This window comes from Streptomyces sp. NBC_00223, assembly GCF_036199905.1.
GTDB lineage: Bacteria > Actinomycetota > Actinomycetes > Streptomycetales > Streptomycetaceae > Actinacidiphila.
Genome location: NZ_CP108109.1, coordinates 7,035,603 through 7,060,878 on the forward strand (window position 1 = coordinate 7,035,603; position 25,276 = coordinate 7,060,878).

Below are 25,276 nucleotides of genomic sequence, written 5' to 3' on the forward strand. Positions count from 1 at the left end.
CCCGGAGGTACGCATGGCCGACGTCCACATCCGCTCGGTCGGCACGGCCCTGCCAGGACCCCCGATCGACAACGCGGCGCTCGCCCGCAGACTGCGGATGAGCGGGCAGTGGGAGCAGTGGGTCGATGTCTTCATCGGCACCGAGACCCGGCATCTGAGCGTCGACCTCGACACCGGGGAGCCGCGCTCCTCGCTCGCCGACCTCGCGGTGACCGCGTCCCGTACCGCGCTCGACCGGGCCGGGCTGGGAGCGGGGGACATCGATCTGATCGTGATGGGCTCCGCGCTGCCCGACCTGCTGATGCCGACCACCGTCAATGTCGTGGCCGACCGCCTCGGCATCAACCAACTGCCCACCTACCAGCTCCAGTCCGGCTGCACCGGCGCCGTACAGGCGCTGCACCTGGGCGTACAGCTGCTGGGCACCGGGCAGTACCGCAACGCGCTGGTCATCGGCGGCGACACCACTGCCAAGATCCTCGACTTCGACGCCGACTTCACCCGGCTCTCGCCCGACCAGATGGTCAACTACGTGCTCTTCGGCGACGGCGCAGGCGCCATGGTGCTCAGCACCGAGCCGGGACCGGGCTCCGCCGTCGTCCGCCATGTGCTGACCCGGCTCACCGGACAGGGCAGGACCCCCGGCCAGACCGTCGACTGGTTCGGGCCCGCCGACCGCACCTCGTCGCGGCCGCCGCTGATCGAGGACTACAAGGCGATCGAGGAGTCCGTGCCCGCCCTGAGCGTGGAGATCCTCGCCGAACTCCGCGCCGAACTGGGCTGGGAGAACTCCGACATCGACTTCCTGCTGCCGCCGCAGCTGTCCGGCCGGATGACCGAGCGGATCGTCAAACTCCTCGACGTCGACAGCGCCCGCCAGATCAGCTGTGTGCAGGCCACCGGCAACAACGGCAACGCCACGCCCTTCTTCCAGGTCGAGCGCGCGCTGGCCGAGATGACCGCGGGCCAGCGGGCGCTGTGCATCTGCGTCGAGTCCAGCAAGTGGATCAAAGCCGGTTTCGCCGTGGAGAGGGTCTGACGGCCATGCCACCCACCCCGTCCGCCGGCGTTCCCGCCGAGGACAGCCCGTCCGCCGCCTTGTCGGCCCTCCACCGCGACGGCCGACTCGCCGCCGGCTACCCCAAGGTCCAGGGCCTGCTCACCGGCCTCACCGGTCCCGAACTCGCCCGCGCCGGACAGCTGTTGAGCCGTCTCGACCCCGACGCCGTACTGGCCGAGCACCCCGGTGTGCCGACGGTGAGCGCGGCGATCACCGGCCACGGCACCCTCGGCACCCTGCTGCCCGCGCTCACCGCCGAGTGCGCCCGCCACGGACTGCTGCTGCGCGCCCGGGTCTCCGCCTTCGACTCCTACGTCTTCGACCTGTCAGACCCCGGCAGCGACCTCTACGCCGCCGACCCCGATCTCGTGCTGTGCGTCCTGGACCACACCGTCGTCTTCGACGAGATCCCCGCCGTCTGGACGCCCGACGACGTACGCAAGACCGTCGAGGCGAAACTGCGGCTGCTCGGCGGGCTGGCCGAACGCTTCTCCGGCACCGCCCGCGGCACCCTCGTCCTCAACACCGTGCCGCTGCCCCGCCCGTACACCGCGCAGCTCGTCGACTACCGCTCGCGCGCCGAACTCGGCGTGATCTGGCGGGAGTTCAACGCCGGACTGCTGCGGCTGAGCGCGGACCACCCGGCGCTGGTCGTCCTCGACCTGGACCCGCTGGTGGCCGACGGGCTGCCCGTCACCGAACCCCGGATGAGCGTCTACGCCAAGGCGCATCTGTCCGTCGAACTGCTCGCCGGATACGCCCGCGAGGCCGGACACCTGGCCCGCAACCTCACCGGCCGTACCAAGAAGGTGCTCGTCCTGGACATGGACGAGACCCTGTGGGGCGGCATCCTCGGCGACGACGGCCCGGACGGCATCGAGGTCTCCGGCAGCCACCGGGGCGAGGCGTTCGGCGCCTTCCAGCGGGTGGTGCGGCAACTCGGCTCGCAGGGCGTACTGGTGGCCGCCGTCACCAAGAACGACGCCGAACTCGTCCGCCAAGTCCTCACCGAAAAGCCGGATATGACGCTGCGCGAAAGCGACTTCGTGCGCGTCAACGCCAACTGGCGTCCCAAGCACGACAATCTCACCGAACTGGCGGGCGTGCTCAACCTCGGCACCGACAGCTTTGTCTTCGCCGACGACAGCGCCTACGAATGCGGCCTGGTCGCCCGGGAGTTGCCCGGCGTCACCGTGCTGAAGCTGGACGCGGAACCGGCGCTGCACATCGACAAGCTGCTGCGCGACGGCTGGTTCGACACCCGCCAGCTGTCCGCCGAGGACCGCGCCCGCACCGGGCTCTACCGGGTCGAGGCCGCCCGCAGCGACTTCCTTCAGAGCTTCTCCTCGATCGACGACTACCTCGCCGAACTCGGCGTCACCGTGACGCTCGCGGCCGCCGCGGACAGCGAGCTGGCCCGGGTCTCCCAGATCACCCTGCGCACCAACCAGTTCAACCTCACCACCCAGCGGCTCCAGCCGCCGCAGGTGGCGGCGCTGGCCGCCGACCCGGACGCACAGGTGCTGGTGATCGCCTCCGCCGACCGCTTCGGCGACAACGGGACCGTCGGCGCCGTCCTCACCCACCGCGACAGCGACGGGCTGCACATCGACAACTTCCTGCTCAGCTGCCGGGTCTTCTCCCGCGGTATCGAGCAGGCGTGCCTGTCCGCGCTGCTCACCCACGCCAGGGAGACCGGCGCGCCCGCCGTCCACGGCACCTACCGGGCCACCGCCAAGAACGGCAACGTTCGCGACTTCTACCCCCGTTCGGGCTTCGCCCTGGTCTCCGAGGACGACGGCACCGCCCACTACCGCCACGACCTCACCGACATCGTCCCGGTCCCCGCCCACCTCCGGCTGACACGGGAGTTCGGCACGGAAGCCGGCGACACCACCGCCGACCTCACAGGCACAGGAGAACGTTCATGAACAGCATCGACGAGTTCGCCACCCTCGTCAGGGACGAACTCGGCCTGGCCGTCACGGCCGAGGAACTCGGCACGAGCTTCGACGACCTGCCCGGCTGGGACTCCCTGCATCTGCTGTGGCTGCTCACCGTCCTGGAACGCACCACCGGCCGCCGCGTCCCGCTGTCCGACGTCCTCGAAGCCGCCAGCCTCCAGGGCGTGTACGAACTGGCGGTCGCCGTATGACCGAGGGCGTCCCCATCGCGGCCCAGCGCCGCCACACCCTGTACTTCCTGGAGTCCATACGGGACTTCGCGCCGGTCTTCCTCGACACCGAGGTCGACATGGGCCGCGTCCTGGCCCACCGCGCCGCCGCCCGCGCCCGCGGCACCCGCTACTCGCTGGTGAGTTACGTACTGCTGGCCGGCGGCCGCACCCTGGCCCTGCACCCCGAGGCGAACGCGGCCATCCGCGGCCGGCTGCGGCCCAAAGTGGCCCGGTACGACACCGTCAACGGCAAGTTCACCCTGGACAAGCGGGTCGGCGGCCACCGCGTGGTGCTGTCCACCGTCGTACGCGGCATCGACACCGCGAGCCTGGACGCCGTCCAGGAGCGTGTCGACCACTTCCGCGACGGCGACCCCGACACCATGCCGGAGTTCGCCCCCGTCCGTGAACTGCACCGGCTGTCCTGGGCCCGCGGCCGCCGCCTCGCCGCCCGCGCCACCGGCTCGCTCACCACCCACCCGCTGCTCTACGGCACCCTGGCCGTCACCTCGCTCGGCCACCGCGACGTCGACAGCTTCCACTCGGTCGGCGGCACCACCGTCACCCTGGGCGTCGGCCGCATCCTGGACCGCCCGGTGGTACGGGACGGCGCCGTGACGGTCGCGCCCGTGATGCGGCTCAGCCTCGCCTTCGACCACCGCGTCATCGACGGAGCCGAGGCCGCCGACGTACTCACCGACGTCAAGCGCCACTTGGAGACCTTCGACCCCGAAGCCCGGCCCGCCGCCACCGGCACGGCCGCGGCCCGCCCGACCGTACGAGGTGCGCGATGACCGACGTCGGCGAACTCAAGCAGTTCGGCCTGGTGCACACCAAGACCCAGGGCATACCGCCCGACGAGTTCGAGCGGATCAGCGCGCTCATCACCAACGACGAGGACGGCGCCGACGGCTCCTGGGCGGCCGAGTGGAACCGCGCGGCCGGCGCGATCGACCTCCAGGGTCACCCCGAACTGGCCTATCGCTACTACGCGATGGCCCGCTTCCCCTACATCGACGGACCCACCCGCCGCTACGCCCTCCACCAGTGCGTCGCCGACTTCGGCGCGGCCCACGCGGGCCAGGGCTTCGAACGGCTCGACCTGGAGATCGGCGGCGGCCGCGTCGGCTGCTGGGCGGTCGGGCTGTCCGCGACCGAGCCCAAACCGCTGCTCGTGGTGACCGGCGGCATCGTCGCCGCGAAGGAGCAGTACGCGCCGATGATGGCCCTCGCCACCAGCCTCGGCATGGCCGGCCTGGTCACCGAGATGCCCGGCGTCGGCGAGAACACCCTGAGCTACGACGCCAAGAGCTGGGAGCTCTTCCCCGCACTCCTCGACGCGGTCGGCGACCGCGCCGACGTGGAGCACACCTACGCCATGGCGCTCAGCTTCAGCGGCCACCTCGCACTGCGCGCCGCGACCCACGACCGGCGGATCAAGGGCATCGTGGCCGCCGCCGCGCCCGTCAGCGACTTCTACACCGACGACGACTGGCACCGGCGGCTGCCCCGGATCACCGCCGACACCCTCGCCCACCTCACCGACACCGAACTGCCCGAACTCGCCGACCACATGCGGGACTGGGCCCTCACCCCGGCCGAACTCGCCTCGCTCACCATCCCCGTGTACTGCATGGGCAGCGACGGCGACGAGATCATCCCACCGGGCGAAATCGGCCATCTCCGCCGCCACGTAAGGGACTTGCACGTACTCAGCTACCGGGACGCGCACGCGGCGCCCCGGCACGTCACCGAGACCCAGACATGGCTGCTGCACTCGGTGCTCACCATGCGCGGCGGCAGCCCCCGGGAGCGGCTGCGGCTCGGGGCGAAGCTGCGGTATCTGCGCTGGCGCAGGCTGATCGGCCAGTGGCGGGGGAAGTAGTCAGGCGGCCAGCGCCGCCAGCAGACGGGTGAGCGAGCCGCCCAGACCCCAGCGGGCGGCCAACTCCTCAAGCGCCTCCGGATTCGCGGGCTCGGCCGGCAGCCTGGCGTCGAACCCGTCCGGCAGCGGCACGTCCGAGGCGACCCGGACCACCTTCGGGGCCACATCCAGATACGCGGCGGCCTCGGCGATGTTGCGGCGGCGGGCCGGGGTCAGCTTCGAGAACGGATCGGCCGCGGCCGCCCGTACCCCGGCCAGATCCCCGTACAGCGTCACCAGGTCCGCGGCGGACTTGTCGCCGATGCCCTTGACCCCCGGCAGCCCGTCGCTGGGGTCACCGCGCAGCGCGGCGAAGTCGGCGTACTGCGCGGCGCGCACGCCGTACCGCACGAGAATCGTCTCCTCGTCGATCGTGTCGCAGTCGCCCACACCCTTGCGCGGGTACAGCACGCGCACACCGCGCGCGTCGTCCACCAACTGGAACAGATCGCGGTCGCCGGTCACGATCGTCACGGGCGTACGGGACGCGCCGGCCAGCGTGCCGATCACGTCGTCGGCCTCGTACCCCGGAACGCCCAGCCGGGCGATACCGACGGCATCCAACACGGCCTCGATCACGGGCACTTGCGGCGACAGCGTGTCGGGCACGGCCTCGGTGCTCAACGCCTCCGACGCGGGCTCCTCGGCCACCCGGTGCGCCTTGTACGACGGAATCAGATCCACCCGCCACTGCGGCCGCCAGTCCGCGTCCATACAGGCGACGAGCGACGCGGGGGAGTGATCGCCGACCAGCCGCGTAATGAAGTCGAGCAGCCCACGAACGGCGTTGACAGGAGTCCCGTCAGGCGCCTTCACAGACTCGGGCACCCCGAAATACGCACGAAAATAAAGGCTGGCAGTGTCGAGCAACATAAGATCGTCCACACCCCCAGCATGCCACGCACCCCCCACCCCACTCGGTGCTGACGATCCGACGAACGGCCACCAAATCGGACCCGGTTTTTCCTCACCCACCCGCGACCGTTGGCCGCCAACCGGGCCGGAGGGGACGGGGAGGAGGTGTCCCCGCAGAACTGCGCAAACCAAGGGTCACGCAACCTGGGAGAACGTCACTTGCGCAGTTCGAGGAGTCACCTCCGGACTGGCCCCGGAACCGCCCACAGGTTGCACCCGCAGACGGAAACGCACCCGCACGGGCGGGCGGGCGGGAAAAACAAGCCCCCCCACGGCAAGTGGGCGCCCCCCGCGCAGGGCCCCCGTACCGTACCCACATGCCCCGCATCCTCTCCCTCGTCCCCTCCCTGACGGAGTCCCTCGCCGAGACCGCCCCCCACCTCCTCGTCGCCGCCACCGACTGGTGCACCCACCCCGCCGGCCTCGACGTCCCCCGCATCGGCGGCACCAAGAACCCCGACGTCGAGAAGATCCTCGCCCTCGCCCCCGACCTGATCGTGGCGAACGAGGAGGAGAACCGCGCCCAGGACCTCGACGCCCTGCGTGCCGCCGGACGCGAAGTCCTCCTCACGGAGATCCGTTCCGTGCCGGACGCCTTCCGTGAGCTGGAGCGGATGCTCGTCGACGGCTGCGGGCTGACCCGCCCCGCGTGGCTGGACGCCGCCGAGGCCGCCTGGCAGGACGTACGCCCGTACGAGCCCCGGCTGCGGGCCGTCGTCCCCATCTGGCGCCGGCCGTGGATGGCCCTGGGACGCGACACGTTCGCCGGGGACCTGCTGGCCCGGCTCGGCGTCGACCATGTGTACGCGGGCGACGCCGAGCGCTACCCCCGGTTCGACCCCGCCGCGCTGCCGCCCGCCGACCTCGTGGTCCTGCCCGACGAGCCGTACCGCTTCACCGCCGAGGACGGCCCCGAGGCGTTCCCCGGACTGCCCGCCGCCCTGGTCAGCGGGCGGCACCTCACCTGGTACGGCCCCTCGCTCGCCGAGGCCCCCGAGGTCATCGGGCGGGCGCTGCGAGCAGCCGTCCGCTGAGCAGGCCGCGTACGGTCCCCGTACCCGCGGTCAGCCAGGCCGCGGCCAGCATCACGTACAGACCCACCGCGAGCCAGGTCAGGGCGTGCAGCCCGGTGTGGCGGGACAGGCTCGCCGCGCCCGTGACGCACGTGCCCACCGGGAAGGTGAACGCCCACCAGGTCATCGAGAAGCGCAGACCCTCCCGGGCGGCGCGGACCACGAGCGCGGCCGCGATCGCCAGCCACAGCAGGGCGAATCCGGTCACCGGCACCCCGTAGAGCACGGCGAAACCGCGCAGCGCCGGTACGTACGCCCCGGGCATCGCCGAGGGCGCCGCGTCGGCCAGGTTGCCGACCGCGGTGGTGGACTGGCCCAGCGGGCCGAGCACCAGGAAGAGGGTGGGGGTCAGGGCGAGCGGGAGCGTCCCCCGGACCAGCCGGCCCCACACCAGCGGCAGGATCGTCAGCGTGGCCAGCAGACTCAGGCCGAACATCGCGTAGCAGCCGAGCAGCATCGCCTCCCTCGCCTGGTGCGCGCCCGGCGGCAGGTGCGGGATCAGGCCGGGGCCCAGCGCCGCCGCGACCATCGGCGCCACGACGGGCAGGAGCCACACCGGGGACGCGTCGCCGGACCCGATCCGGTGCCGGGCCACCATCAGATACGGGACCGCGGCCGCGACCAGCAGCGCCGACGCCGTACCCGCCGTCCACAGCACGGCGTCCACCACGACCGCCGCGTGATCGCCCAGCAGCGGCCGGCCGAGCGCCGACGCGCCCGCGCCCACGGAGAGCAGCGCCATCGGCGGGCAGCCGTAGAAGGGGGCGACGGCCGGGTCGAGCAGGTCCCGGCGGGCCTGGTCGCGGTGCCGGGTCCAGTGCGCGGCCCGGGTGACCAGTACGGCGACGAGCATGGCGGCCGCCAGCGCCCATACGCCCGTCCCGGCGTTCCGCAGCCACCCCGGGCAACCGGGCAGCGCGGCGGCCGCGTTGGCGACGATCGACGTCCCCATCACGGGCGCGTACCAGTTGGGCCCGAACCCGCGCACGGTGGGTGTACGGAGCCGGCTGGGCACGATGACCTGCGGGGGAGCGAGAGCGACCATGTCTCGACCCTCGCGGGCGGCCGGGCGTACCGGTAGCTCCCCAGCGGCTATCAGCACATAAGCTGGCCTTATGACCGCAGCTCCGCCCGACGACGGCCCCGACCAGGGCCACGGCCCTCTCGCCCACCGCGTGCCCGACCTCGGGGCGATGGAACTGCTGCTCGCCGTCGCCCGGTTGGGCAGCCTCGGCCGGGCGGCCCGGGAGCTGGGGATCAGCCAACCCGCGGCCAGCGGCCGGCTGCGGGCGATGGAGACCCGGCTTGGCGTGGCCCTGGTCCGGCGCTCCCCGAGCGGTTCCCGGCTCACGGACGAGGGCGCGCTGGTCAGCGAGTGGGCGCGGCGGGTACTGGAGGCGGCCGAGGCGTTCGACGCGGGCGCGCGGGCGCTGCGGGGGCGCCGGGACTCGCGGCTGCGGGTGGCGGCCAGCATGACGGTGGCCGAGTATCTGCTGCCGGGCTGGCTGATCGCCCTGCACGGGCGCCACCCCGGCACGGCCGTGTCCCTGGCGGCGGGCAACTCCGTCACCGTCGCCCAGCAGATCGTCGCCGGGGAGGCCGACCTCGGGTTCGTGGAGGGTGTCGACGTACCGCCCGGGCTCGACGCGGTGACCATTGGCCATGACCGGCTGCTGGTGGTGACCGCCCCCGCGCACCCCTGGGCCCGCCGCCGTACCGGGGTGTCCGCCGACGAACTCGCCGCCACGCCGCTCGTCCTGCGCGAGAAGGGCTCCGGCACCCGGCAGGTGCTGGACGCGGCGCTGGCCGGGCACGGCGGGCCCGCCGTACCGCTGCTCGAACTCGCCTCCACGACGGCGGTCAAGGCGGCGACGCTCAGTGGCGCGGGGCCCGCTGTGCTGAGCGAGCTGGCGGTCGCGGAGGAGCTGGCCGCCGGGCGGCTGCGGGAGATCCCGCTCGCCGACATCGCGCTGACCCGCTCGCTGCGGGCGGTCTGGCCTGCGGGGCACCGGCCGGCGGGACCGGCGCGGGATCTGCTGGCCCTGACCAGGCAGAAGGGCCGGGTGGGCGGGGGTGCGCGCGGGGGTGGGTGAGGGGGGCTGAGACGGGCGTACGGGTGAGTGCGTGGGTGGCGCGGGCGGCCGCCCACGCCGGTCGGGGGCACCGCCGCTGACCGGCGCGGTGTCCGGAACGTGCCGGTGTAACGGGCCTGTGACCGTCCTGCTTACGGGATTCTCATGCTGGGGCCATAAGGTGACCGCCGTGACGACGACGACCCCGCCCGGCTGGTATCCAGAACCCGGGCACACAGGCAACGGCCCGGCCATGGAACGCTGGTGGGACGGGACCGCGTGGACCGAGTACACCAGGACCGCGCCGGTGGTCATCGGCGCACCCGAACCGTCGTACGGCTACCCCGGGTATCCCGGGTACCCCGGTGGCGACGTCATCGCCTCGAAGGGCGGTGGCGGCGGTCGGCGGACGGGCGCGGTGGTCATCGCGATCGTGGCCGCGCTCGTGCTCATCGGCGGTGTGGTCGCGGGCGCCCTGGTGCTCGGCAAGAGCGGGAAGGACGACACGGCGACCGGGCCAGGCCCGACCGCGACGGTGCCGCACCGCGGCGGCGGCCAGGCCCCCGGCACCGAGGATCCGCGGGAGCCGGACGATCCCTCGCAGCCCGACAACCCCAGGTCCGGCGGCGACAAGGCGGTCGACGCCTACGACGGGATCAGCCTGCCGGTGCTCGACGGCTGGCAGGGCTCGTCGAACAACGCCGGCATCGGCGCCAGTGTCGTCACCGGCGAGTACGCGTGCCCGGGGGACAGCACGCAGAGCTGTGTGCGCGGCGGGGCGTTCGCCACGCCGGGGGAGGCGCTGAAGATCACGGCGACCTCGCCCGAGGCGGCGGCGAAGCAGGACATCTCGGCGAACGCGGCGAACTCGTACAGCACCGACATCTACGGGCCGCTCACGTCCCACCAGGAGCTGCTGTCCGAGTCGGTCACCGTGGCCGGGCAGAAGGGCTACCTGGTGCGGTGGAAGATCGCCACGAAGTCGGGGACGGGCGGGTACATCGAGTCGCTGGTCTTCCCCTCGCCGGCCGACAGCGGCAAGCTCGTCGTGGTCCGCTTCGGCTTCGACATCGGCGGAAAGGCGCCGGGCGTCGAGGTCATGGACGAGATCACCCAGGGCATCAAGGCGGACAGCAGCGGCGGCACGGACAACGGCGCGGGCGTCTGAGCTGGCTTTCACGTCAGTGAGGGGGCCTCGCGTCCGTGAGAAGGTCTCACGCTTGCGTGGGGGTCTCACGGGGGTGAGGGGCCTCGCGCCGCGTGGGGTGCTTGCGAACGTGAGAGGGTCTTACGTGCGTGGGCTCTCGCAGAGGTGAGAGCCTCTCGCTCGCGCGGACGGTCTTGCGAAGGTTAGAGGGTCTTACGGTTGTTATAGGGCGGCCTCCCGGCTTCGTGCCATGGGGGCCGCCTTTGCGTCGCGGCTGGCCTCCTGACCGGCCGCGGCGATCGGCTGCCGCGCGCCCGGCCTGGCGGAACGTCCACCGGGCGGCCGCGTCCGGCTCGACCAGCCGACGTCAGAGGAACGTTCTGCCCTCGCCGCGGTACGTCGGAGCCGTCGCCGTCACGCGGTCGCCCTCCACGAGGTGCAACTCGGCGAAACGCTCGCACAGTTCGCCGGCCTTCGCGTGCCGGAACCACACCTTGTCGCCGATCAGCAGATCGTCCGCCGGCGAGCCGAGCAGCGGCGTCTGCACCTCGCCCGCGCCCTCCTGCGGGTCGTAGCGCAGCCCCTCCGGCAGATACGGTTCCGGCGAGCGGTCCCGGCCCGCGGGCCCCGACGCCGGATAGCCGCCGCCCAGCACCGTCACCACGCCCACGCCCGGCCGCCGTACCACCGGCAGCGCGAACAGCGCGGCCGGACAGCCGTGGAACGACCGGTAGTTGTCGAACAGCCGCGGCACGTACAGGCCGGAGCCCGCCGCCACCTCGGTGACCGCGTCCTCCGCCGCTGTGTACTGCACGCTGCCGGTGCCGCCGCCGTTGACGAACTCCAGGTCCGGTACGACCGCGCGCACCGCCCGTACCGCCTCCGCGCGGCGCGCCGCCAACTCCCTGCGGGCCGTGGCCTGCATCAGCCGTATCGCCAGCGAACGGGCCGGCCGCCCGGGCAACGCGTCCCCGACGCCCGCGACATGCCCCTCGTACGCCATGATCCCCACCAGCCGGAAGCCGGGCCGCGCGGCGATCGTACGGGCCAGCGCCGCCATCCGCTCGGGCGCGTGCAGTGGGGAACGCAGCGCGCCGACCCGCAGCAGGCCGCTCAACTTCCGCAGGGACGTGTCCAGTTCGAGACAGACGCGGACGGTCTCGGTGCCGTTCGCGCCGCGCGCCGCGTCGATCAGGTCGAGTTGCGCCACGTCGTCGACCATCACGGTCACGGTCCGCGCGAGCTTGGGGTCGGCGGCCAGTTCGGCGAAGGCGTCACGGTCCGCGGAGGGGTACGCGAGCAGGATGTCGGTGAAGCCGGCGCGGGCCAGCCACAGCGATTCGGCCAGCGTGAAGGACATGATCCCCGCGAAACCCTCGTGGGCCAGCACGCGTTCGAGCAGGGCGCGGCAGCGGACGGACTTCGAGGCGACGCGGATCGGTTTGCCGTCCGCCCGCCGGACGAGGTCCATCGCGTTCGCGTCGAACGCGTCCAGGTCCACGATCGCCAGCGGGGCGTCGAGATGGGCGGTGGCCCGGTTGTACCGGAGGCGGGCGACAGAACGATCGGACATGCGTGAAGCCTGCCAGACGGGGCTACCCGGCGGTAGCCCCTGGCACCTCGCCCCGCCGCAACCGCACCTCCCGTCAACCCCGTAGAGTGACGCGCAAGCCGCGCAGGTACAGGTCACGAGGGGGCGCCGGGTGAGTACCGGAGTGGACAACGGACAGACCCCACCGGCTCCGTTCCCCACGCTTCGCCCTCGCGGCGCGCACCACCAGCCCTCCGGGCCCGGCCCCACGTCCCCGGCGCCCCCCGAGCCGGACGCCGACCCCCCTCCACCACCCGCACCCCCGGCCCCCGTTGGACCACCCCCTGCCGACGGCTACGCCGCCCCGGGCCGTTCAACCGTCCTGCCGTCAACGCCCTTGCCTGCGGCCCCTGTTGGGCCACCCCCTGCCGACGGGTACGCCGCCCCGGCACCACCCGCCGCCCCGCCACCAACGCCAGTCCCTGCGGCCCCTGTTGGGCCGCCACCCGACGACGGGTACGCCGCCCCGGGCCAGTCGTCCGCCCAGGCGCCCGCGCCTCCACCGCCACCGCCCGCACCCCCGGCCCCCGTTGCACCGCCTCCCGCGAGCCGGTACGACAACGGCGGCCAGTTGGCGCCTGAGCGGTACGCCGAGGCCCCGCAGCCCGCGGCTCCACCACCAACGCCCGCTCCCACGGCCTCTGTTGGGCAGCCATCCGCTGCCGGGATACCCTCGCGTCCCGCTCCCGCCGCCCCGCCGTACCCCACGACCCCCGTGCCGCCGCCGTACGCTTCGCCCCCGCACCCGGCGCCCGGGTGGCCACCCGGGCCCGGCGCGCCCGCGGCTTATGGCTACCCGGCGCCCCCCGCGCCGCTTCGCGGCGGGGGCGGGTTTCGGGTCGCCGCCGCCGTGTGCCTCGTGCTCGGGCTCGGGCTGATCGGGGGCGCCGTCGCGGGGGCCGTGATCAATCACGGGCCCCGCGCCGCGCGGCCCGTCGCGGACGGCAGCCCGGAAGCCTTCGCCAAGGCGCGGAACGTGTGGCGCGACACGCCCGTGGACCAGCTTTTCCCGCCCACCGTCGAGGAGAAGGGCGGCGGCCCCGGCGGCGCCGACCGCTCGTGGACGCGGATCGGAGTGGCGACGCCCTCGGGGTGCGCGGGCGCGTTCGACCCGCTGCTCCAGCGGGTGATCACCCCCGTGGGCTGCGTACGGCTGCTGCGCGCGACCTACGTCGACAGCACGTCGAGCACGGTGACGACCGTGGGCCTGCTCGTCACCGCGGGAGAGGCCCCCGCCATGAACGCGCTCAACCAGCGCTGGACCGCCGAACACCTCGGCGACCGCGCCGACCTCCTCCCCCGGCCCGTCGCCTTCCCCGGCACGGCCGCCGCGTCCTTCGGGGACCGTCAGCGCGGCAGTTGGGACGTCCAGGTCGCCGCGGACCTGCCCTTCGTGGTGTACGCCGTAAGCGGTTTCGCCGACGGCCGTACCGTCTCCGCCCCGCTGCCCGCCGCCAAGGCCGACGCCGCCGGCGCGACCAGCGCCTCCGCCCAGGCCGGGCTCGGCTACGACGCGACCGGCCTCGCCTCCGCCGTGGACGACCGGCTGCACGCCGCCGTCGCCGCCCAACTGCACCCCACGACCACCCCCGCAGGCCCGGAGAAGCACTGATGACCCGCCGCCGTACGGGCGCGAGCCCCCTTCGAGCCCGCCGCAGGACCGACCGCGGGACCGACCGCGGGGCCGACCGCCGGGCCGCCGCCCTCCGAGCCGCGCGCCCGGGCCCCCACAAGGCCCCCGCGCGCGTAAGCCACCGGGCCGCCCGCGTCCTGACCGCGCTGGCCGCCGCCGGAGTGTCCCTGGCCCTCACCGCACCCCCGGCCGGCGCCGACACCGCCCGCAGCCTCGACTGGGCCCTGGACGCGCTGCACGCCCAGCAGGCGTGGGAGACGACGAAGGGCGCGGGCATCACCGTCGCCGTACTCGACACGGGCGTGGACGCCACGCACCCCGACCTGGCCGGACAGGTGCTGCCGGGCAAGGACGAGATCGGCTTCGGCGCCAAACGCGGCGACCGTGCCTGGGCCCGGCACGGCACCGGGATGGCCGCGATCATCGCGGGCCACGGGCACGGCCCGGGCAACGGTTCCGGCGTCCTCGGCATCGCCCCGCAGGCCCGCATCCTGCCCGTACGGGTGATCCTGGAGGACAAGGACCCGCAGCGGCAGAAGGCCAGGAACCAGCGCGGCGACGCACTGCCGGAGGGCATCCGCTGGGCCGTCGACCACGGCGCCGACGTCATCAACCTCTCCCTCGGCGACGACAGCGCCACCGCCTCCCCGGTCGCCGCCGAGGACGACGCGATCCGGTACGCGCTGAGCAAGGGCGTCGTGGTCGTCGCCTCGGCGGGCAACGGCGGCGACGCGGCCGACCGTTCCTCCTACCCGGCCGCCTACCCCGGCGTGATCGCGGTCGCCGCCGTGGACCGCCACGGCGAGCACGCCCCCTTCTCCACCCACCGCTGGTACGCCTCGGTCGCCGCCCCCGGCGTGGAGGTCGTGATCGCCGACCCGGACCGTACGTACTACAACGGCTGGGGGACGAGCGCCGCGTCCGCGTACGTCTCCGGCGCCGCCGCGCTGATCCGCTCGGCCAATCCGAAGCTCAGCCCCGCCCAGATCAAGCAGGTGCTGGAGGCCACGACCCGGGACCGGCCCAAGGGCGGCCGCAGCGACGAACTCGGCACCGGGCTGATCGACCCGGCGGCGGCGCTGGCCGCGGCGCGCAAGCTCAAGCCGGCGCCGGCCGTCCCGTCGCCCGTCGCCCACCCGAGCCGTTACTTCGGCCCCGGCCCGGTCGCCGCCGTCAAGCCCGACGACAGCGCCCAGGTGCTGGGCGACGGGGTGGCCAGGGCGTTCGCGGCTGTGGGCGCGGTGCTGGTCTCGCTCGCCGGGCTGCTGTGGTTCCGGCCGCGCCGCCGTACGTACCGCGACTGAGCGCCGGGCGACTGAGCGCCGGCCACCGACCGGCCCGGCCGCCCGCACGCCCGGCCACCGCTCCACCCCCGCCCCCGGCGACCGCCTTGCCCGCCCGCGCCGGATAGGGTTCCGGCGTGGCGCTCAAGAACATCCCGGACTCCGGTTACTCCGACGACGACGGCTCCGCGTCCCCGGAACTGGCCGCCGCCCTCGCCGCCTACGCCGAGGACCGCGCCGCCGAGGCCGCCGTACTCGCCGCCCTGCATACCGCCCGGCTGCTGGTCCCGGTCGTGGCCGTGCTCGGCGAGACGGAGACCGGCCCGGACGGGCTGCGCCGGGAGAAGACCAGCGACATGGCCGTGCCGACCATCCAGGCCCCGGACGGCAGGCGCGCGCTGCCCGCCTTCACCTCCACCGCCGCGCTGGCCCGCTGGCGCCCGGAGGCCCGCCCGGTCGCCGTACCGCTGCGGCAGGCGCTCCAGGCCCTCGCGCACGAAGGCGCCGACACGCTGCTGATCGACCTCGCCGGGCCGGTGACGTACGAGCTGACCGGCCCCGAGCTGCGGGCCGCCTCGCTGGGTCCCGGCCGCCGTGACCCGCTGGAGGACCCGGCCGTACGGGAGGCGCTGCGGGCCGCGACCGCCGCCGAGCCGGGGGTCGTACGGGCCCATCTGATCGCCGGGCAGCCGGGCAGCGACGGCACGCTGGGCCTGGTGCTCGCCCCGGACGCGGACGTGACGGCGACCGGCGGCCGGATCGCCGCGGCGCTGGCCGCCGACGAGGTGCTGCGCGGCGCCCTGGTCCAGGGCCTCGACCTGGCCCTGCTGCCGCCGGACGCGGCCGTGGCGGCGGAGCCGTTCTTCACGCGCTGAGCCGGTACCGGCCGGTCGTCAGACGGTACGCCGGGGCCCGTACCGGCCGCCGGCCAGGCGGTACGCCCGCCCGTACACCGGCCGACACGCCCGGCGTCCGGCGCGGCCACCGTGAGTGCCAAGATCGGCTCAAGATGTGACATTCACCCCATAGCCCCACAATGACGAGTGTCCGCAGCGCTCGTTACGTGGAGGTCCGATGGACATCGACAAGCGCCTCGTCACCTGTGAATTCCTCGGCACGCTCCTGCTGGTCTTCATCGGCGTCGGTACGGCCGTGCTGACCGGTGAGTACATCGGCACCCTGGGCATCGCGCTGGCCTTCGGCCTGGTGATGCTGGCGCTCGCCTACGCGATCGGCCCGATCTCCGGCTCCCACATCAACCCGGCCGTGACCCTGGGCATGCTGCTGGCCGGGCGGATCGGCCGGCGCCAGGCGGTCGAGTACTGGGTCGCCCAGTTCGCGGGCGCCATCGTGGGTTCCGCGCTGCTCTTCCTCATCGCCAAGCAGGTGCCGGGCCTCAAGACGCACGGGCACTTCGGCACCAATGGATACGGATACCGGTCGGCGGTGGGCATCAACATCTTCGGCGCCTTTGTCACCGAGGTGATCCTGACGTTCCTCTTCGTCTTCGTGGTGCTCGCGGTCACCCACCGGGTCGCCGTCGTGGGCTTCGACGGCCTGCCCATCGGCATGGCGCTCGCGGTGGTCCACCTGGTCGGCATCCCGCTGACCGGCACGTCCGTGAACCCGGCGCGGAGCCTGGGCCCGGCGCTCTTCGCCGGCGGACCGGCGCTCGCCCAGCTGTGGCTGTTCATCGTGGCGCCGCTGGTCGGCGGGGCGATCGCGGCGGTGGTGCAGCAGTTCTCGCACCCGTTCATGTCGGCGATGTGGGCCGCCAGGTCCGGCGCGGTCGAGGCGGAGTCGGCGGTGCGGGCCGAGCAGACCGAGGACGGGGAGACGGGAAGCGGCGGGACCGGGACCGGCGAGGGCGAGGGCGACAAGTGAGCCACGCCCGCGGCCGGTACGGACGCGCCCGACGCACGCCGGTGAGCCCGGCGCCCGTGAGCCCCGCGACCACACCCGCGCCCGCGAGCCCCGCGCCCGTACCCCTGACGCCGGAGCCTCAGCCGAAGACCGGCCCCGTGTACTTCTCGCCCGGCCCCTGCCCGGGCTCGTCCGGCACCAGGGACGCCTCGCGGAAGGCCAGCTGGAGCGACTTGAGCCCGTCCCGCAGGGGAGCGGCGTGGTACGAGCCGATCTCCGTCGCGCTCGCCGTGACCAGACCCGCCAGCGCCTGGATGAGCTTGCGCGCCTCGTCGAGGTCCTTGTGCTCGGCGCCCTCCTCGGCCAGACCCAGGTTCACCGCGGCGGAGCTCATCAGGTGCACGGCGACCGTCGTGATCACCTCGACCGCCGGGACGTCTGCGATGTCGCGGGTCAGGGTGTCGAAGTCGGGCGCGGGGGAGCCGGGGCCTGCGTCGGGGCCGGGGGCGGAAGGGGCGGGTGCGTCACTCATACGCCACACGATATGCCCCGTCCGGCCGATTACTGCCTCCGGGCGGGCGCTGCTATGCTGGGGAAACGACCGGTCGGACACCCGTGTGTCCGGCCACCAAGTGGAGGCTCCGATCTCCCACCTGCTCGACCGATCGCGGTCGACGGGTCCCGGTCAGACGGCTCGGATCGGCATGACCGCCGATCGGAGGCCGTCCGATGCGCCCCGCGGAATAACGCGGCGGTGCTCCCGGTTGTGAGGAGCCCCGCCTGTGTCCCGTACGGGGCGTTTTTGACGTCTTGGGTACGGGGTCGCACGTAAAGAGACTCATGCGCGGCTGTCGGCCAGTCAGCCGCGTGGTGCAACCGAGGAGGCCCCATCAGCGCCGAGCCCCGCATCAACGACCGGATTCGCGTTCCCGAGGTGCGACTTGTCGGTCCCAGTGGCGAGCAGGTCGGTATCGTGCCGCTTGCCAAGGCCCTGGAACTCGCGCAGGAGTACGACCTCGACCTGGTCGAGGTCGCGGCGAACGCCCGTCCGCCCGTGTGCAAGCTCATGGACTACGGGAAGTTCAAGTACGAGTCGGCCATGAAGGCCCGTGAGGCGCGCAAGAACCAGGCGCACACGGTCATCAAGGAGATGAAGCTCCGGCCGAAGATCGACCCGCACGACTACGACACCAAAAAGGGTCACGTCGTCCGGTTCCTCAAGCAGGGCGACAAGGTCAAGATCACGATCATGTTCCGTGGTCGCGAGCAGTCCCGGCCGGAGCTCGGCTACCGGCTGCTGCAGCGGCTCGCGGAGGACGTCCAGGACCTCGGCTTCATCGAGTCGAACCCCAAGCAGGACGGCCGGAACATGATCATGGTTCTCGGTCCGCACAAGAAGAAGACCGAGGCCATGGCCGAGGCCCGCGAGGCGCAGGCCGCCCGCAAGGCGATCCGCCAGGGTGACACCGGTGAGTCGTCGGCCGAGGACTCGGCCGACGAGACCTCCGGTCAGGACGCCGACCAGGGTGTCGACACCCCGGCCGACGCCGGCTGAGGACGAGCAGGGAACACCCGGAGCCCCCCAGGCTCCGGGTCGGTAATGCAGAACTGACGCTCTCCGTGCGCCCAACCGGCCGCCGGGAGGGCCAGCGACGAGGAGACCACGGCGCCATGCCGAAGAACAAGACGCACAGCGGTACCAGCAAGCGCTTCAAGATCACCGGCTCCGGCAAGGTGCTGCGCGAGCGCGCCGGCAAGCGCCACCTGCTTGAGCACAAGCCCTCCAGCAAGACGCGGGCGCTCACCGGCACGGTCGAGGTCGCCAAGGCCGACGTCAAGAAGATCAAGAAGCTTCTCGGCAAGTGACGTCCGCGCCCCCGACCGGGGCGCGCGTTCCGTACCGGGACCCCATTCGCTTTCGGCCCGCGTGAGTTCCCCCGCGGTCCCCTAGAAGGAGTTATCAAGTGGCACGCGTCAAGAGGGCAGTCAACGCCCACAAGAAGCGCAGGGCGATCCTCGAGCAGGCCAGCGGTTACCGCGGTCAGCGTTCGCGCCTGTACCGCAAGGCCAAGGAGCAGGTCACCCACTCCCTGGTCTACAACTACAACGACCGCAAGAAGCGCAAGGGCGACTTCCGTCAGCTGTGGATCCAGCGGATCAACGCCGCGGCCCGCGCCAACGGCATCACCTACAACCGCTTCATCCAGGGTCTGAAGGCCGCCAACGTCGAGGTGGACCGCAAGATCCTCGCCGAGCTGGCCGTCAACGACGCCAACGCCTTCGCGACCCTCGTCGAGGTGGCCCAGAAGGCGCTGCCCAGCGACGTCAACGCCCCCAAGGCGGCGTGACGCCCGCACCCCGTGCGAGTGCGGCCCCGGGCCCGCGGGTGGTGTGTCCCCTGCGGGCCCGTGGTCTGTCCGGACCCGCCGGGCCGGGGGCGTACGACGCGTCGGCCCGCGTACGGCCCGGCGGCCCCCGTACAGCCCGCCCGCCGCGCGCCCGCGCCCGGCGGCGAAGGACCGGGCCGGCTGACGGCCGCCGCCGTCCCCTGCGATCGTGAAGCGAGTACCCCCATGGCCACGCCCGACCTGACGTCCCTGCGGTCCGCGCGCGTCACCGCCGCCCACCGGCTGGCCAGGCGCAGCTTCCGCGGCAAGGAGCGTCGCTTCCTCGCCGAGGGCCCGCAGGCCGTACGGGAGGCCGTCGCGCACCCCGGCGGCCCGGCCGGACGCACCCTCGTGGAGCTCTACGCCACGCCCGAGGCCGCCGAGCGCCACGCCGACCTGGTGGCCGGCGCCCGCGCGGCCGGCGCCCAGGTGCTCACCGCGACCCCCGAGGTGGTGGCGGAGATCTCCGACACCGTCACCCCGCAGGGCCTGGTCGGTATCTGCCGCTTCCTGGACTCGCCCTTCGACGCGGTCCTCGCCGCCCGCCCCCGCCTGGTCGCCGTGCTCGCCCACGTCCGCGACCCCGGCAACGCCGGTACGGTGCTGCGCTGCGCCGACGCCGCCGGCGCCGACGCGGTGATCCTCACCGACGCCTCGGTCGACCTGTACAACCCCAAGGCCGTCCGCGCCTCGGCCGGCAGCCTCTTCCATCTGCCGGTCGCCGTCGGCGTGCCCGTCGCGGACGCGGTGGCGGGGCTGCGCGCCGCGGGGGTACGGGTGCTGGCCGCCGACGGCGCGGGCGACCGCGACCTGGACGCCGAGCTGGACGAGGGCACCATGAACGGCCCCACCGCCTGGATCTTCGGCAACGAGGCGTGGGGCCTGCCCGAGGAGACCAGGGCGCTGGCGGACGATGTCGTGCGCGTCCCGATCCACGGCCGGGCGGAAAGTCTCAACCTCGCCACGGCCGCCGCGGTGTGCCTCTACGCCTCCGCCCGGCAGCAGCGTGCGCCCGGAGGGTGCCGCAGCGTCACATCGACCTAGTAGGGTGGCGTCCCGGGGGCCCTGAAAGGGGGGTGGCGGGTTGGACACAATGCCGCAGAACAGTGTGCGTGGCACGCTCGCGGGTCGGTCCGCGGAACCGGCCGGTCCCGACCTCCACCCGCTGGGTCCCGACCTCCATCCGCTGGGTCTCGACCTGGACGACCTGCCCGACGGCCTTGTCGTCGCCGACGAGCTCGGCCGGGTGATCTCCTTCAACGCCGCCGCCGCGAAGATCACCGCGCTGCGCTCCGCGGACGTGCTGGGCCGCCACATCGAGCAGGTCCTGCCGCTCGAAGACCTCGAAGGCCGCCGCTGGTGGCAGGTCACCGACCCCTACGGCGGCATCGCGATCCGGATCGGCCAGCCCGAGCGCAATCTGCTGCTCCCCGGCGGGCGTGAGGTGCTGGTCGCCGCCCGCTACGTACGCGAGCGCCCCTCGGGCCCGCTGCGCCGCCTGGTGGTCACCCTGCGCGGCACCGAGGCCCGGCGCCGTACCGAGCGCAGCCACGCCGAGCTGATCGCCACCGTCGCCCATGAACTGCGCTCGCCGCTGACCTCCGTCAAGGGCTTCACCGCGACCCTGCTCGCCAAGTGGGAGCGCTTCACCGAGGACCAGAAGAAGCTGATGCTGGAGACCGTCGACGCCGACGCCAACCGGGTCACCCGGCTGATCGCCGAGCTGCTCGACATCTCCCGGATCGACTCCGGCCGGCTCGAAGTGCACCGCCAGCCGGTCGACATGGCCGCCGCCGTACGGCACCACGTGGACGCCCATGTGGCCGCCGGGCAGCCGGCCGACCGGTTCGCGGTGCGGGTCAGCGGGCCGCTGCCCTCGCTGTGGGCCGACTCCGACAAGGTCGACCAGATCCTCGGCAACCTGCTGGAAAACGCGGTGCGCCACGGCGAGGGGACTGTCACCATCGAGGTGGCGCCCGCCTCCTCCCCGCGCGAGCGGGGGTGCCTGTGCACCGCGGTCACCGTGAGCGACGAGGGTCCCGGCATCCCGGAGGAATCGATGGGCCGAGTCTTCACCCGCTTCTGGCGGGGCAGCAAGCGCGGCGGCACCGGCCTGGGCCTGTACATCGTCAAGGGCATCGTGGAGGCCCACGGCGGCACCATCGCGGTCGGCCGCGCCCCCGGCGGCGGCGCCGAATTCCGATTTACCCTGCCCGTCGGGGCCCCCGCGTTCCTCAGCTGAGCCGTCACCGGCCGCGGGAACAGCACAGGAGCCGCCCGGCGGGCGCCACCGCCTGCGAGGAGTACGGTTCCGCGAGGCCAGTAGACTCAGCCTTTGGCATGTGTCAGGTCGGATGGAGCCGCGCCTCCCCACAGAGCCGTCGGCCGGGGAGTCATCGCCCCGGAGCCGCCGGCCCGGGAGGGACCCCCACCCCCATTGTCCATATCGAAACGGGAAGAGATGTCGGCACCGAATAAGTCGTACGACCCAGTCGAGGTCGAGGCGTTGAAGCCGGAGCAGATCGAGCGCATGCGCGAAGAGGCGCTCGCCGCGATCTCCGGCGCCGCCGACCTGGACGCGCTCGCCCATGTCAAGACCGCGCACACCGGCGGCACCTCGCCGCTCGCGCTCGCCAACCGCGAGATCGGCGCGCTGCCCCCCCAGGCCAAGGCCGAGGCGGGCAAGCGCGTCGGCCAGGCCCGCGGCGCCGTCAACCAGGCGCTCGCCGCCCGGCAGCGCGAGCTGGAGGCCGAGCGCGACGCCCGGGTGCTGGTCGAGGAGGCGGTGGACGTCACCCTGCCGTACGACCGCGTCCCGGCCGGTGCCCGGCACCCGCTGACCACGCTCTCGGACCGCATCGAGGACGTCTTCGTCGCCATGGGCTACGAGGTCGCCGAGGGCCCCGAGGTCGAGGCCGAGTGGTTCAACTTCGACGCGCTGAACTTCCCGCCCGACCACCCGGCCCGCGAGACCCAGGACACCTTCTTCGTCCAGGGGCCCGAGGGCCAGGAGCAGTCCGGGATCGTGCTGCGCACCCACACCTCGCCGGTGCAGATCCGCGCGCTGCTCGACCGCGAGCCGCCGGTCTATGTCATCGCGCCCGGCCGGGTCTACCGCTCCGACGAGCTGGACGCCACCCACACCCCGGTGTTCATGCAGGTCGAGCTGCTGGCCGTGGACGAGGGCCTGACCATGGCCGACCTCAAGGGCACCCTGGACCACCTGGTCGTCTCGCTCTTCGGCGAGGGCATGAAGACCCGGCTGCGGCCGAACCACTTCCCCTTCACCGAGCCGTCCGCCGAGATGGACATGGTCTGCTACGTCTGCCGCGGCGAGTCGGTCGGCAACCCCGACCGCCCCTGCCGCACCTGCTCCTCCGAGGGCTGGATCGAGCTGGGCGGCTGCGGCATGGTCAACCCCAAGGTGCTCACGGCCTGCGGGGTGGACCCGCGGAAGTACAGCGGTTTCGCCTTCGGCTTCGGCATCGAGCGGATGCTCATGTTCCGCCACAACGTCGAGGACATGCGAGACATCGTCGAGGGTGACGTGCGGTTCACCCTTCCGTTCGGGATGGAGATCTGATGCGGGTCCCGCTTTCTTGGCTGCGGGAGTACGTCGACCTGCCCGCCGGTGAGACCGGCCGCGACGTCCAGGCCAAGCTCATTTCCGCCGGTCTCGAGGTCGAGACCGTCGAACAGCTCGGCGCCGGGCTCCAGGGCCCGCTGGTCGTCGGCCAGGTGCTCACGATCGAGGAGCTGGAGGGCTTCAAGAAGCCGATCCGCTTCTGCACGGTCGACGTCGGCAATGCCAATGGCACCGGGGCTCCGCAGGAGATCGTCTGCGGCGCCCGCAACTTCGCGGTCGGCGACAAGGTCGTGGTGATCCTGCCCGGCGGAGTGCTCCCCGGCGACTTCCGGATCTCCGCCCGCAAGACCTACGGCCGCACCTCGCACGGCATGATCTGCTCCTCCCGCGAGCTGGGCATGGGGGATGACCACGAGGGCATCGTCGTCCTGCCGCCCGAGCACGAGACCGGCACCGACGCGATCGCGCTGCTCGAACTCGTCGACGAGGTGCTGGACATCGCGGTCACCCCCGACCGCGGCTACGCCCTGTCGCTGCGCGGTGTCGCCCGTGAGACCGCCATCGCGTACGGGCTGCCGCTGAGCGACCCGGCGCTGATCGACGTGCCCGGGCCCAACACCTCCGGCTACCCGGTCAGGATCTCCGAGCCCGTCGGCTGCGACCGCTTCACCGCCCGTACGGTGACCGGCGTCAACCCCGAGGCCCACTCGCCGATCTGGCTCCAGCGCCGGCTCCAGAAGGTCGGCATGCGCCCGATCTCGCTCGCCGTGGACATCACCAACTTCGTGATGTTCGAGATCGGCCAGCCGCTGCACGCCTACGACCGCACGCGGCTCGACGGCCCGATCGGCGTGCGCCGCGCCCAGCCCGGCGAGAAGCTCACCACGCTCGACGGCGTCGCCCGCGTGCTGGACCCCGAAGACCTGGTCATCACCGACGACAGCGGCGCGATCGGGCTGGCCGGCGTGATGGGCGGCGCCCACACCGAGATCGCCCAGGCGGGCCCGGACAGCGGCACCACCGAGATCGTCATCGAGGCCGCGCACTTCGCGCCGGTCTCGATCGCCCGCACCGCCCGCCGCCACAAGCTCGGCTCCGAGGCGTCCCGGCGGTTCGAGCGCGGCACCGACCCGCAGGCCACCTCGGCCGCCGCCCAGCGGGCCGTCGACCTGCTGGTGCTGCTCGCCGGCGGCAAGGCGGAGCCGGGCGTCACCGAGATCATCTCGCCCTTCCCGCCGCGTACGGTCGCCATGCCGGCCAACCACCCGGACCGCGTCGCGGGCACCGAGTACGGCCGCGAGACCGTCGTACGCCGCCTCCAGCAGATCGGCTGCGACGTCTACGGCTCCGACGAGCTGATCGTCACCGTGCCCAGCTGGCGGCCCGACCTGGCCTTCCCCAACGACCTCGCCGAAGAGGTCATCCGGCTCGAAGGCTACGAGAACCTGCCCTCGACGCTTCCCCGGCTGCCCTCCGGCCGCGGTCTGACCGACTCGCAGCTGCTGCGCCGCCGGGTCGGGCGCGCGCTGGCCGGGGCCGGATACGTCGAGGCGCCCAGCTACCCGTTCCTCGGCGCGGAGGTCTTCGACCAGCTCGGCCTGGACGCGGACGACGCCCGCCGCCGTACGGTCACGCTCGCCAACCCGCTCTACGACACCGAGCCCGATCTGCGCACCACGCTGCTGCCCGGCCTGCTGGGCACCCTGCGGCGCAACGTCGGCCGGGGCAGCCACGACCTGGCGCTCTTCGAGACCGGGCTGGTCTTCCAGCCCTCGGGCGACGCCGTGGTGCCGCCCCGGCTGCCGGTCGACCGGCGTCCCACCGAGGCGGAGCTGGCCGAACTCCAGGCCGCACTGCCCGACCAGCCCCGGCGGGTCGGCGTCGTGCTCGCCGGAGCGCGCGAGCAGGCCGGCTGGTGGGGCAAGGGCTACCCCGCGACCTGGGCCGACGCGATCGAGGCGGCCCGTGTGGTGGCCGGTGAGGCCGGGGTCGAGCTGACCGTACGGCAGGACCAGCACGCGCCCTTCCACCCGGGCCGCTGCGCCGCGCTGCTGGCCGGCGAGCAAGTGGTCGGGCACGCGGGGGAGTTGCACCCGCGCGTCACCAAGGCGCTCGGTCTGCCCGAGCGGACCTGCGCGATGGAGGTCGACCTCGATCTGATCGAGGCGGCGGGCGGCAAGCGGATCGCCGGGCCGCGCGTGTCGACCTTCCCGGTCGCCACGCAGGATGTCGCGCTGATCGTCGACGCGAGCGTGCCCGCCGGGGACGTGGAGGCCGCGCTGCGCGAGGGCGCGGGCGAACTCCTCGAATCGGTACGGCTGTTCGACATCTTCGCCGGGGAGCAGATCGGTGAGGGCCGCAAGTCCCTCGCGTACGCGCTGCGTTTCCGGGCGCCGGACCGTACGCTCACCGCCGAGGAGGCCACGGCGGCCCGCGAAGCGGCCGTCGCCGCGGCGACGACCGCGACGGGCGCCACCCTCCGCGGCGCGTAACCCCCCGCCCCTACGTACCCCCGTCCGGCCCGGCCGCACGGGGGTACGCGCGCATCCGGGCGGCGCCGCCCGCG

General features: G+C 73.3%; 23 protein-coding genes. 19 read left to right on the forward strand and 4 right to left on the reverse strand.

The window, feature by feature from the left end:
- The first annotated feature begins 13 nt into the window (after positions 1–13).
- The 5 genes from OHA30_RS29990 to OHA30_RS30010 are packed head-to-tail and all read left to right on the forward strand — an operon-like array spanning position 14 to position 5,121.
- Complete coding sequence (locus OHA30_RS29990) at positions 14–1,039, forward strand: 3-oxoacyl-ACP synthase III family protein (protein WP_328917004.1); 1,026 nt, start codon at positions 14–16, stop codon at positions 1,037–1,039.
- A gap of 5 nt (positions 1,040–1,044) precedes the next feature.
- Positions 1,045–2,991 carry an HAD-IIIC family phosphatase gene (locus tag OHA30_RS29995; RefSeq protein WP_328917005.1) on the forward strand — a complete coding sequence of 649 codons (1,947 nt, stop codon included), beginning with the start codon at positions 1,045–1,047 and terminating at the stop codon, positions 2,989–2,991.
- Positions 2,988–3,215 carry a phosphopantetheine-binding protein gene (locus OHA30_RS30000; protein ID WP_328917006.1) on the forward strand — a complete coding sequence of 76 codons (228 nt, stop codon included), beginning with the start codon at positions 2,988–2,990 and terminating at the stop codon, positions 3,213–3,215. Before OHA30_RS29995 ends, OHA30_RS30000 begins: the two co-directional genes overlap by 4 nt.
- Positions 3,212–4,030 carry a 2-oxo acid dehydrogenase subunit E2 gene (locus OHA30_RS30005; protein WP_328917007.1) on the forward strand — a complete coding sequence of 273 codons (819 nt, stop codon included), beginning with the start codon at positions 3,212–3,214 and terminating at the stop codon, positions 4,028–4,030. The genes OHA30_RS30000 and OHA30_RS30005 overlap by 4 nt, the downstream gene beginning before the upstream one ends.
- Complete coding sequence (locus OHA30_RS30010) at positions 4,027–5,121, forward strand: alpha/beta hydrolase (RefSeq protein WP_328917008.1); 1,095 nt, start codon at positions 4,027–4,029, stop codon at positions 5,119–5,121. Before OHA30_RS30005 ends, OHA30_RS30010 begins: the two co-directional genes overlap by 4 nt.
- Here the strand turns inward: OHA30_RS30010 and OHA30_RS30015 are convergent, their stop codons facing one another.
- Entirely contained in the window at positions 5,122–6,033 is a 912-nt protein-coding gene (locus OHA30_RS30015) for a 5'-3' exonuclease (RefSeq protein ID WP_328918052.1), read from the reverse strand.
- 359 nt (positions 6,034–6,392) lie between these two features.
- On the opposite strand from OHA30_RS30015, the gene OHA30_RS30020 reads away from it, so the two are divergent.
- Positions 6,393–7,109: a helical backbone metal receptor gene (locus OHA30_RS30020; RefSeq protein ID WP_328917009.1), complete on the forward strand. Its 717-nt coding sequence runs from the start codon at positions 6,393–6,395 to the stop codon at positions 7,107–7,109.
- On the opposite strand, the gene OHA30_RS30025 is transcribed toward OHA30_RS30020, so the two are convergent.
- Positions 7,075–8,193 (reverse strand): TDT family transporter, encoded by a 1,119-nt coding sequence (locus OHA30_RS30025; RefSeq protein ID WP_328917010.1) that lies wholly within the window; start codon positions 8,191–8,193, stop codon positions 7,075–7,077. The genes OHA30_RS30020 and OHA30_RS30025 overlap by 35 nt on opposite strands.
- A gap of 70 nt (positions 8,194–8,263) precedes the next feature.
- Here OHA30_RS30025 and OHA30_RS30030 point away from each other — a divergent pair, with 70 nt between their 5' ends.
- A complete protein-coding gene (locus tag OHA30_RS30030; RefSeq protein ID WP_328917011.1) occupies positions 8,264–9,241 on the forward strand; it encodes a LysR family transcriptional regulator in 978 nt (325 codons plus the stop codon).
- Between the two features lie 169 nt (positions 9,242–9,410).
- A complete protein-coding gene (locus OHA30_RS30035; protein WP_328917012.1) occupies positions 9,411–10,388 on the forward strand; it encodes a DUF2510 domain-containing protein in 978 nt (325 codons plus the stop codon).
- A 346-nt stretch (positions 10,389–10,734) separates the two neighbouring features.
- Here the strand turns inward: OHA30_RS30035 and OHA30_RS30040 are convergent, their stop codons facing one another.
- Positions 10,735–11,940 (reverse strand): amino acid deaminase/aldolase, encoded by a 1,206-nt coding sequence (locus OHA30_RS30040; RefSeq protein WP_328917013.1) that lies wholly within the window; start codon positions 11,938–11,940, stop codon positions 10,735–10,737.
- A gap of 877 nt (positions 11,941–12,817) precedes the next feature.
- Between OHA30_RS30040 and OHA30_RS30045 the strand changes: the two genes are divergently transcribed.
- The 4 genes from OHA30_RS30045 (at position 12,818) to OHA30_RS30060 (ending at position 16,758) form a co-directional block, all read left to right on the forward strand.
- Complete coding sequence (locus OHA30_RS30045) at positions 12,818–13,570, forward strand: hypothetical protein (protein WP_328917014.1); 753 nt, start codon at positions 12,818–12,820, stop codon at positions 13,568–13,570.
- Positions 13,570–14,895 carry a type VII secretion-associated serine protease mycosin gene (gene mycP / locus OHA30_RS30050; protein ID WP_328917015.1) on the forward strand — a complete coding sequence of 442 codons (1,326 nt, stop codon included), beginning with the start codon at positions 13,570–13,572 and terminating at the stop codon, positions 14,893–14,895. The genes OHA30_RS30045 and mycP overlap by 1 nt, the downstream gene beginning before the upstream one ends.
- Positions 14,896–15,011: 116 nt before the next feature.
- Complete coding sequence (locus OHA30_RS30055; RefSeq protein ID WP_328917016.1) at positions 15,012–15,749, forward strand: SseB family protein; 738 nt, start codon at positions 15,012–15,014, stop codon at positions 15,747–15,749.
- Between the two features lie 205 nt (positions 15,750–15,954).
- On the forward strand, positions 15,955–16,758 hold the full coding sequence (locus OHA30_RS30060; RefSeq protein ID WP_405786032.1) for an MIP family channel protein: 804 nt from the start codon (positions 15,955–15,957) through the stop codon (positions 16,756–16,758).
- A gap of 118 nt (positions 16,759–16,876) precedes the next feature.
- Here the strand turns inward: OHA30_RS30060 and OHA30_RS30065 are convergent, their stop codons facing one another.
- Positions 16,877–17,269, reverse strand: a complete 393-nt coding sequence (locus tag OHA30_RS30065; protein ID WP_328917018.1) for a DUF1844 domain-containing protein — start codon at positions 17,267–17,269, stop codon at positions 16,877–16,879.
- A 357-nt stretch (positions 17,270–17,626) separates the two neighbouring features.
- Between OHA30_RS30065 and infC the strand changes: the two genes are divergently transcribed.
- The 7 genes from infC to pheT all read left to right on the forward strand — a co-directional run bounded on the left by infC (position 17,627) and on the right by pheT (position 25,202).
- Entirely contained in the window at positions 17,627–18,292 is a 666-nt protein-coding gene (infC, locus tag OHA30_RS30070) for a translation initiation factor IF-3 (protein ID WP_328918053.1), read from the forward strand.
- 116 nt (positions 18,293–18,408) lie between these two features.
- Entirely contained in the window at positions 18,409–18,603 is a 195-nt protein-coding gene (gene rpmI / locus OHA30_RS30075; RefSeq protein ID WP_328917019.1) for a 50S ribosomal protein L35, read from the forward strand.
- A gap of 98 nt (positions 18,604–18,701) precedes the next feature.
- Positions 18,702–19,085, forward strand: coding sequence for a 50S ribosomal protein L20 (gene rplT, locus OHA30_RS30080; protein ID WP_328917020.1), 384 nt, complete (start codon positions 18,702–18,704; stop codon positions 19,083–19,085).
- A gap of 225 nt (positions 19,086–19,310) precedes the next feature.
- Positions 19,311–20,168 carry a TrmH family RNA methyltransferase gene (locus OHA30_RS30085; RefSeq protein ID WP_328917021.1) on the forward strand — a complete coding sequence of 286 codons (858 nt, stop codon included), beginning with the start codon at positions 19,311–19,313 and terminating at the stop codon, positions 20,166–20,168.
- 49 nt (positions 20,169–20,217) lie between these two features.
- Positions 20,218–21,366 carry a sensor histidine kinase gene (locus OHA30_RS30090; RefSeq protein ID WP_328917022.1) on the forward strand — a complete coding sequence of 383 codons (1,149 nt, stop codon included), beginning with the start codon at positions 20,218–20,220 and terminating at the stop codon, positions 21,364–21,366.
- Positions 21,367–21,585: 219 nt separating this feature from the next.
- Positions 21,586–22,707, forward strand: coding sequence for a phenylalanine--tRNA ligase subunit alpha (pheS, locus tag OHA30_RS30095; RefSeq protein ID WP_328917023.1), 1,122 nt, complete (start codon positions 21,586–21,588; stop codon positions 22,705–22,707).
- A complete protein-coding gene (pheT, locus tag OHA30_RS30100; protein WP_328917024.1) occupies positions 22,707–25,202 on the forward strand; it encodes a phenylalanine--tRNA ligase subunit beta in 2,496 nt (831 codons plus the stop codon). The genes pheS and pheT overlap by 1 nt, the downstream gene beginning before the upstream one ends.
- Positions 25,203–25,276 lie beyond the last annotated feature (74 nt).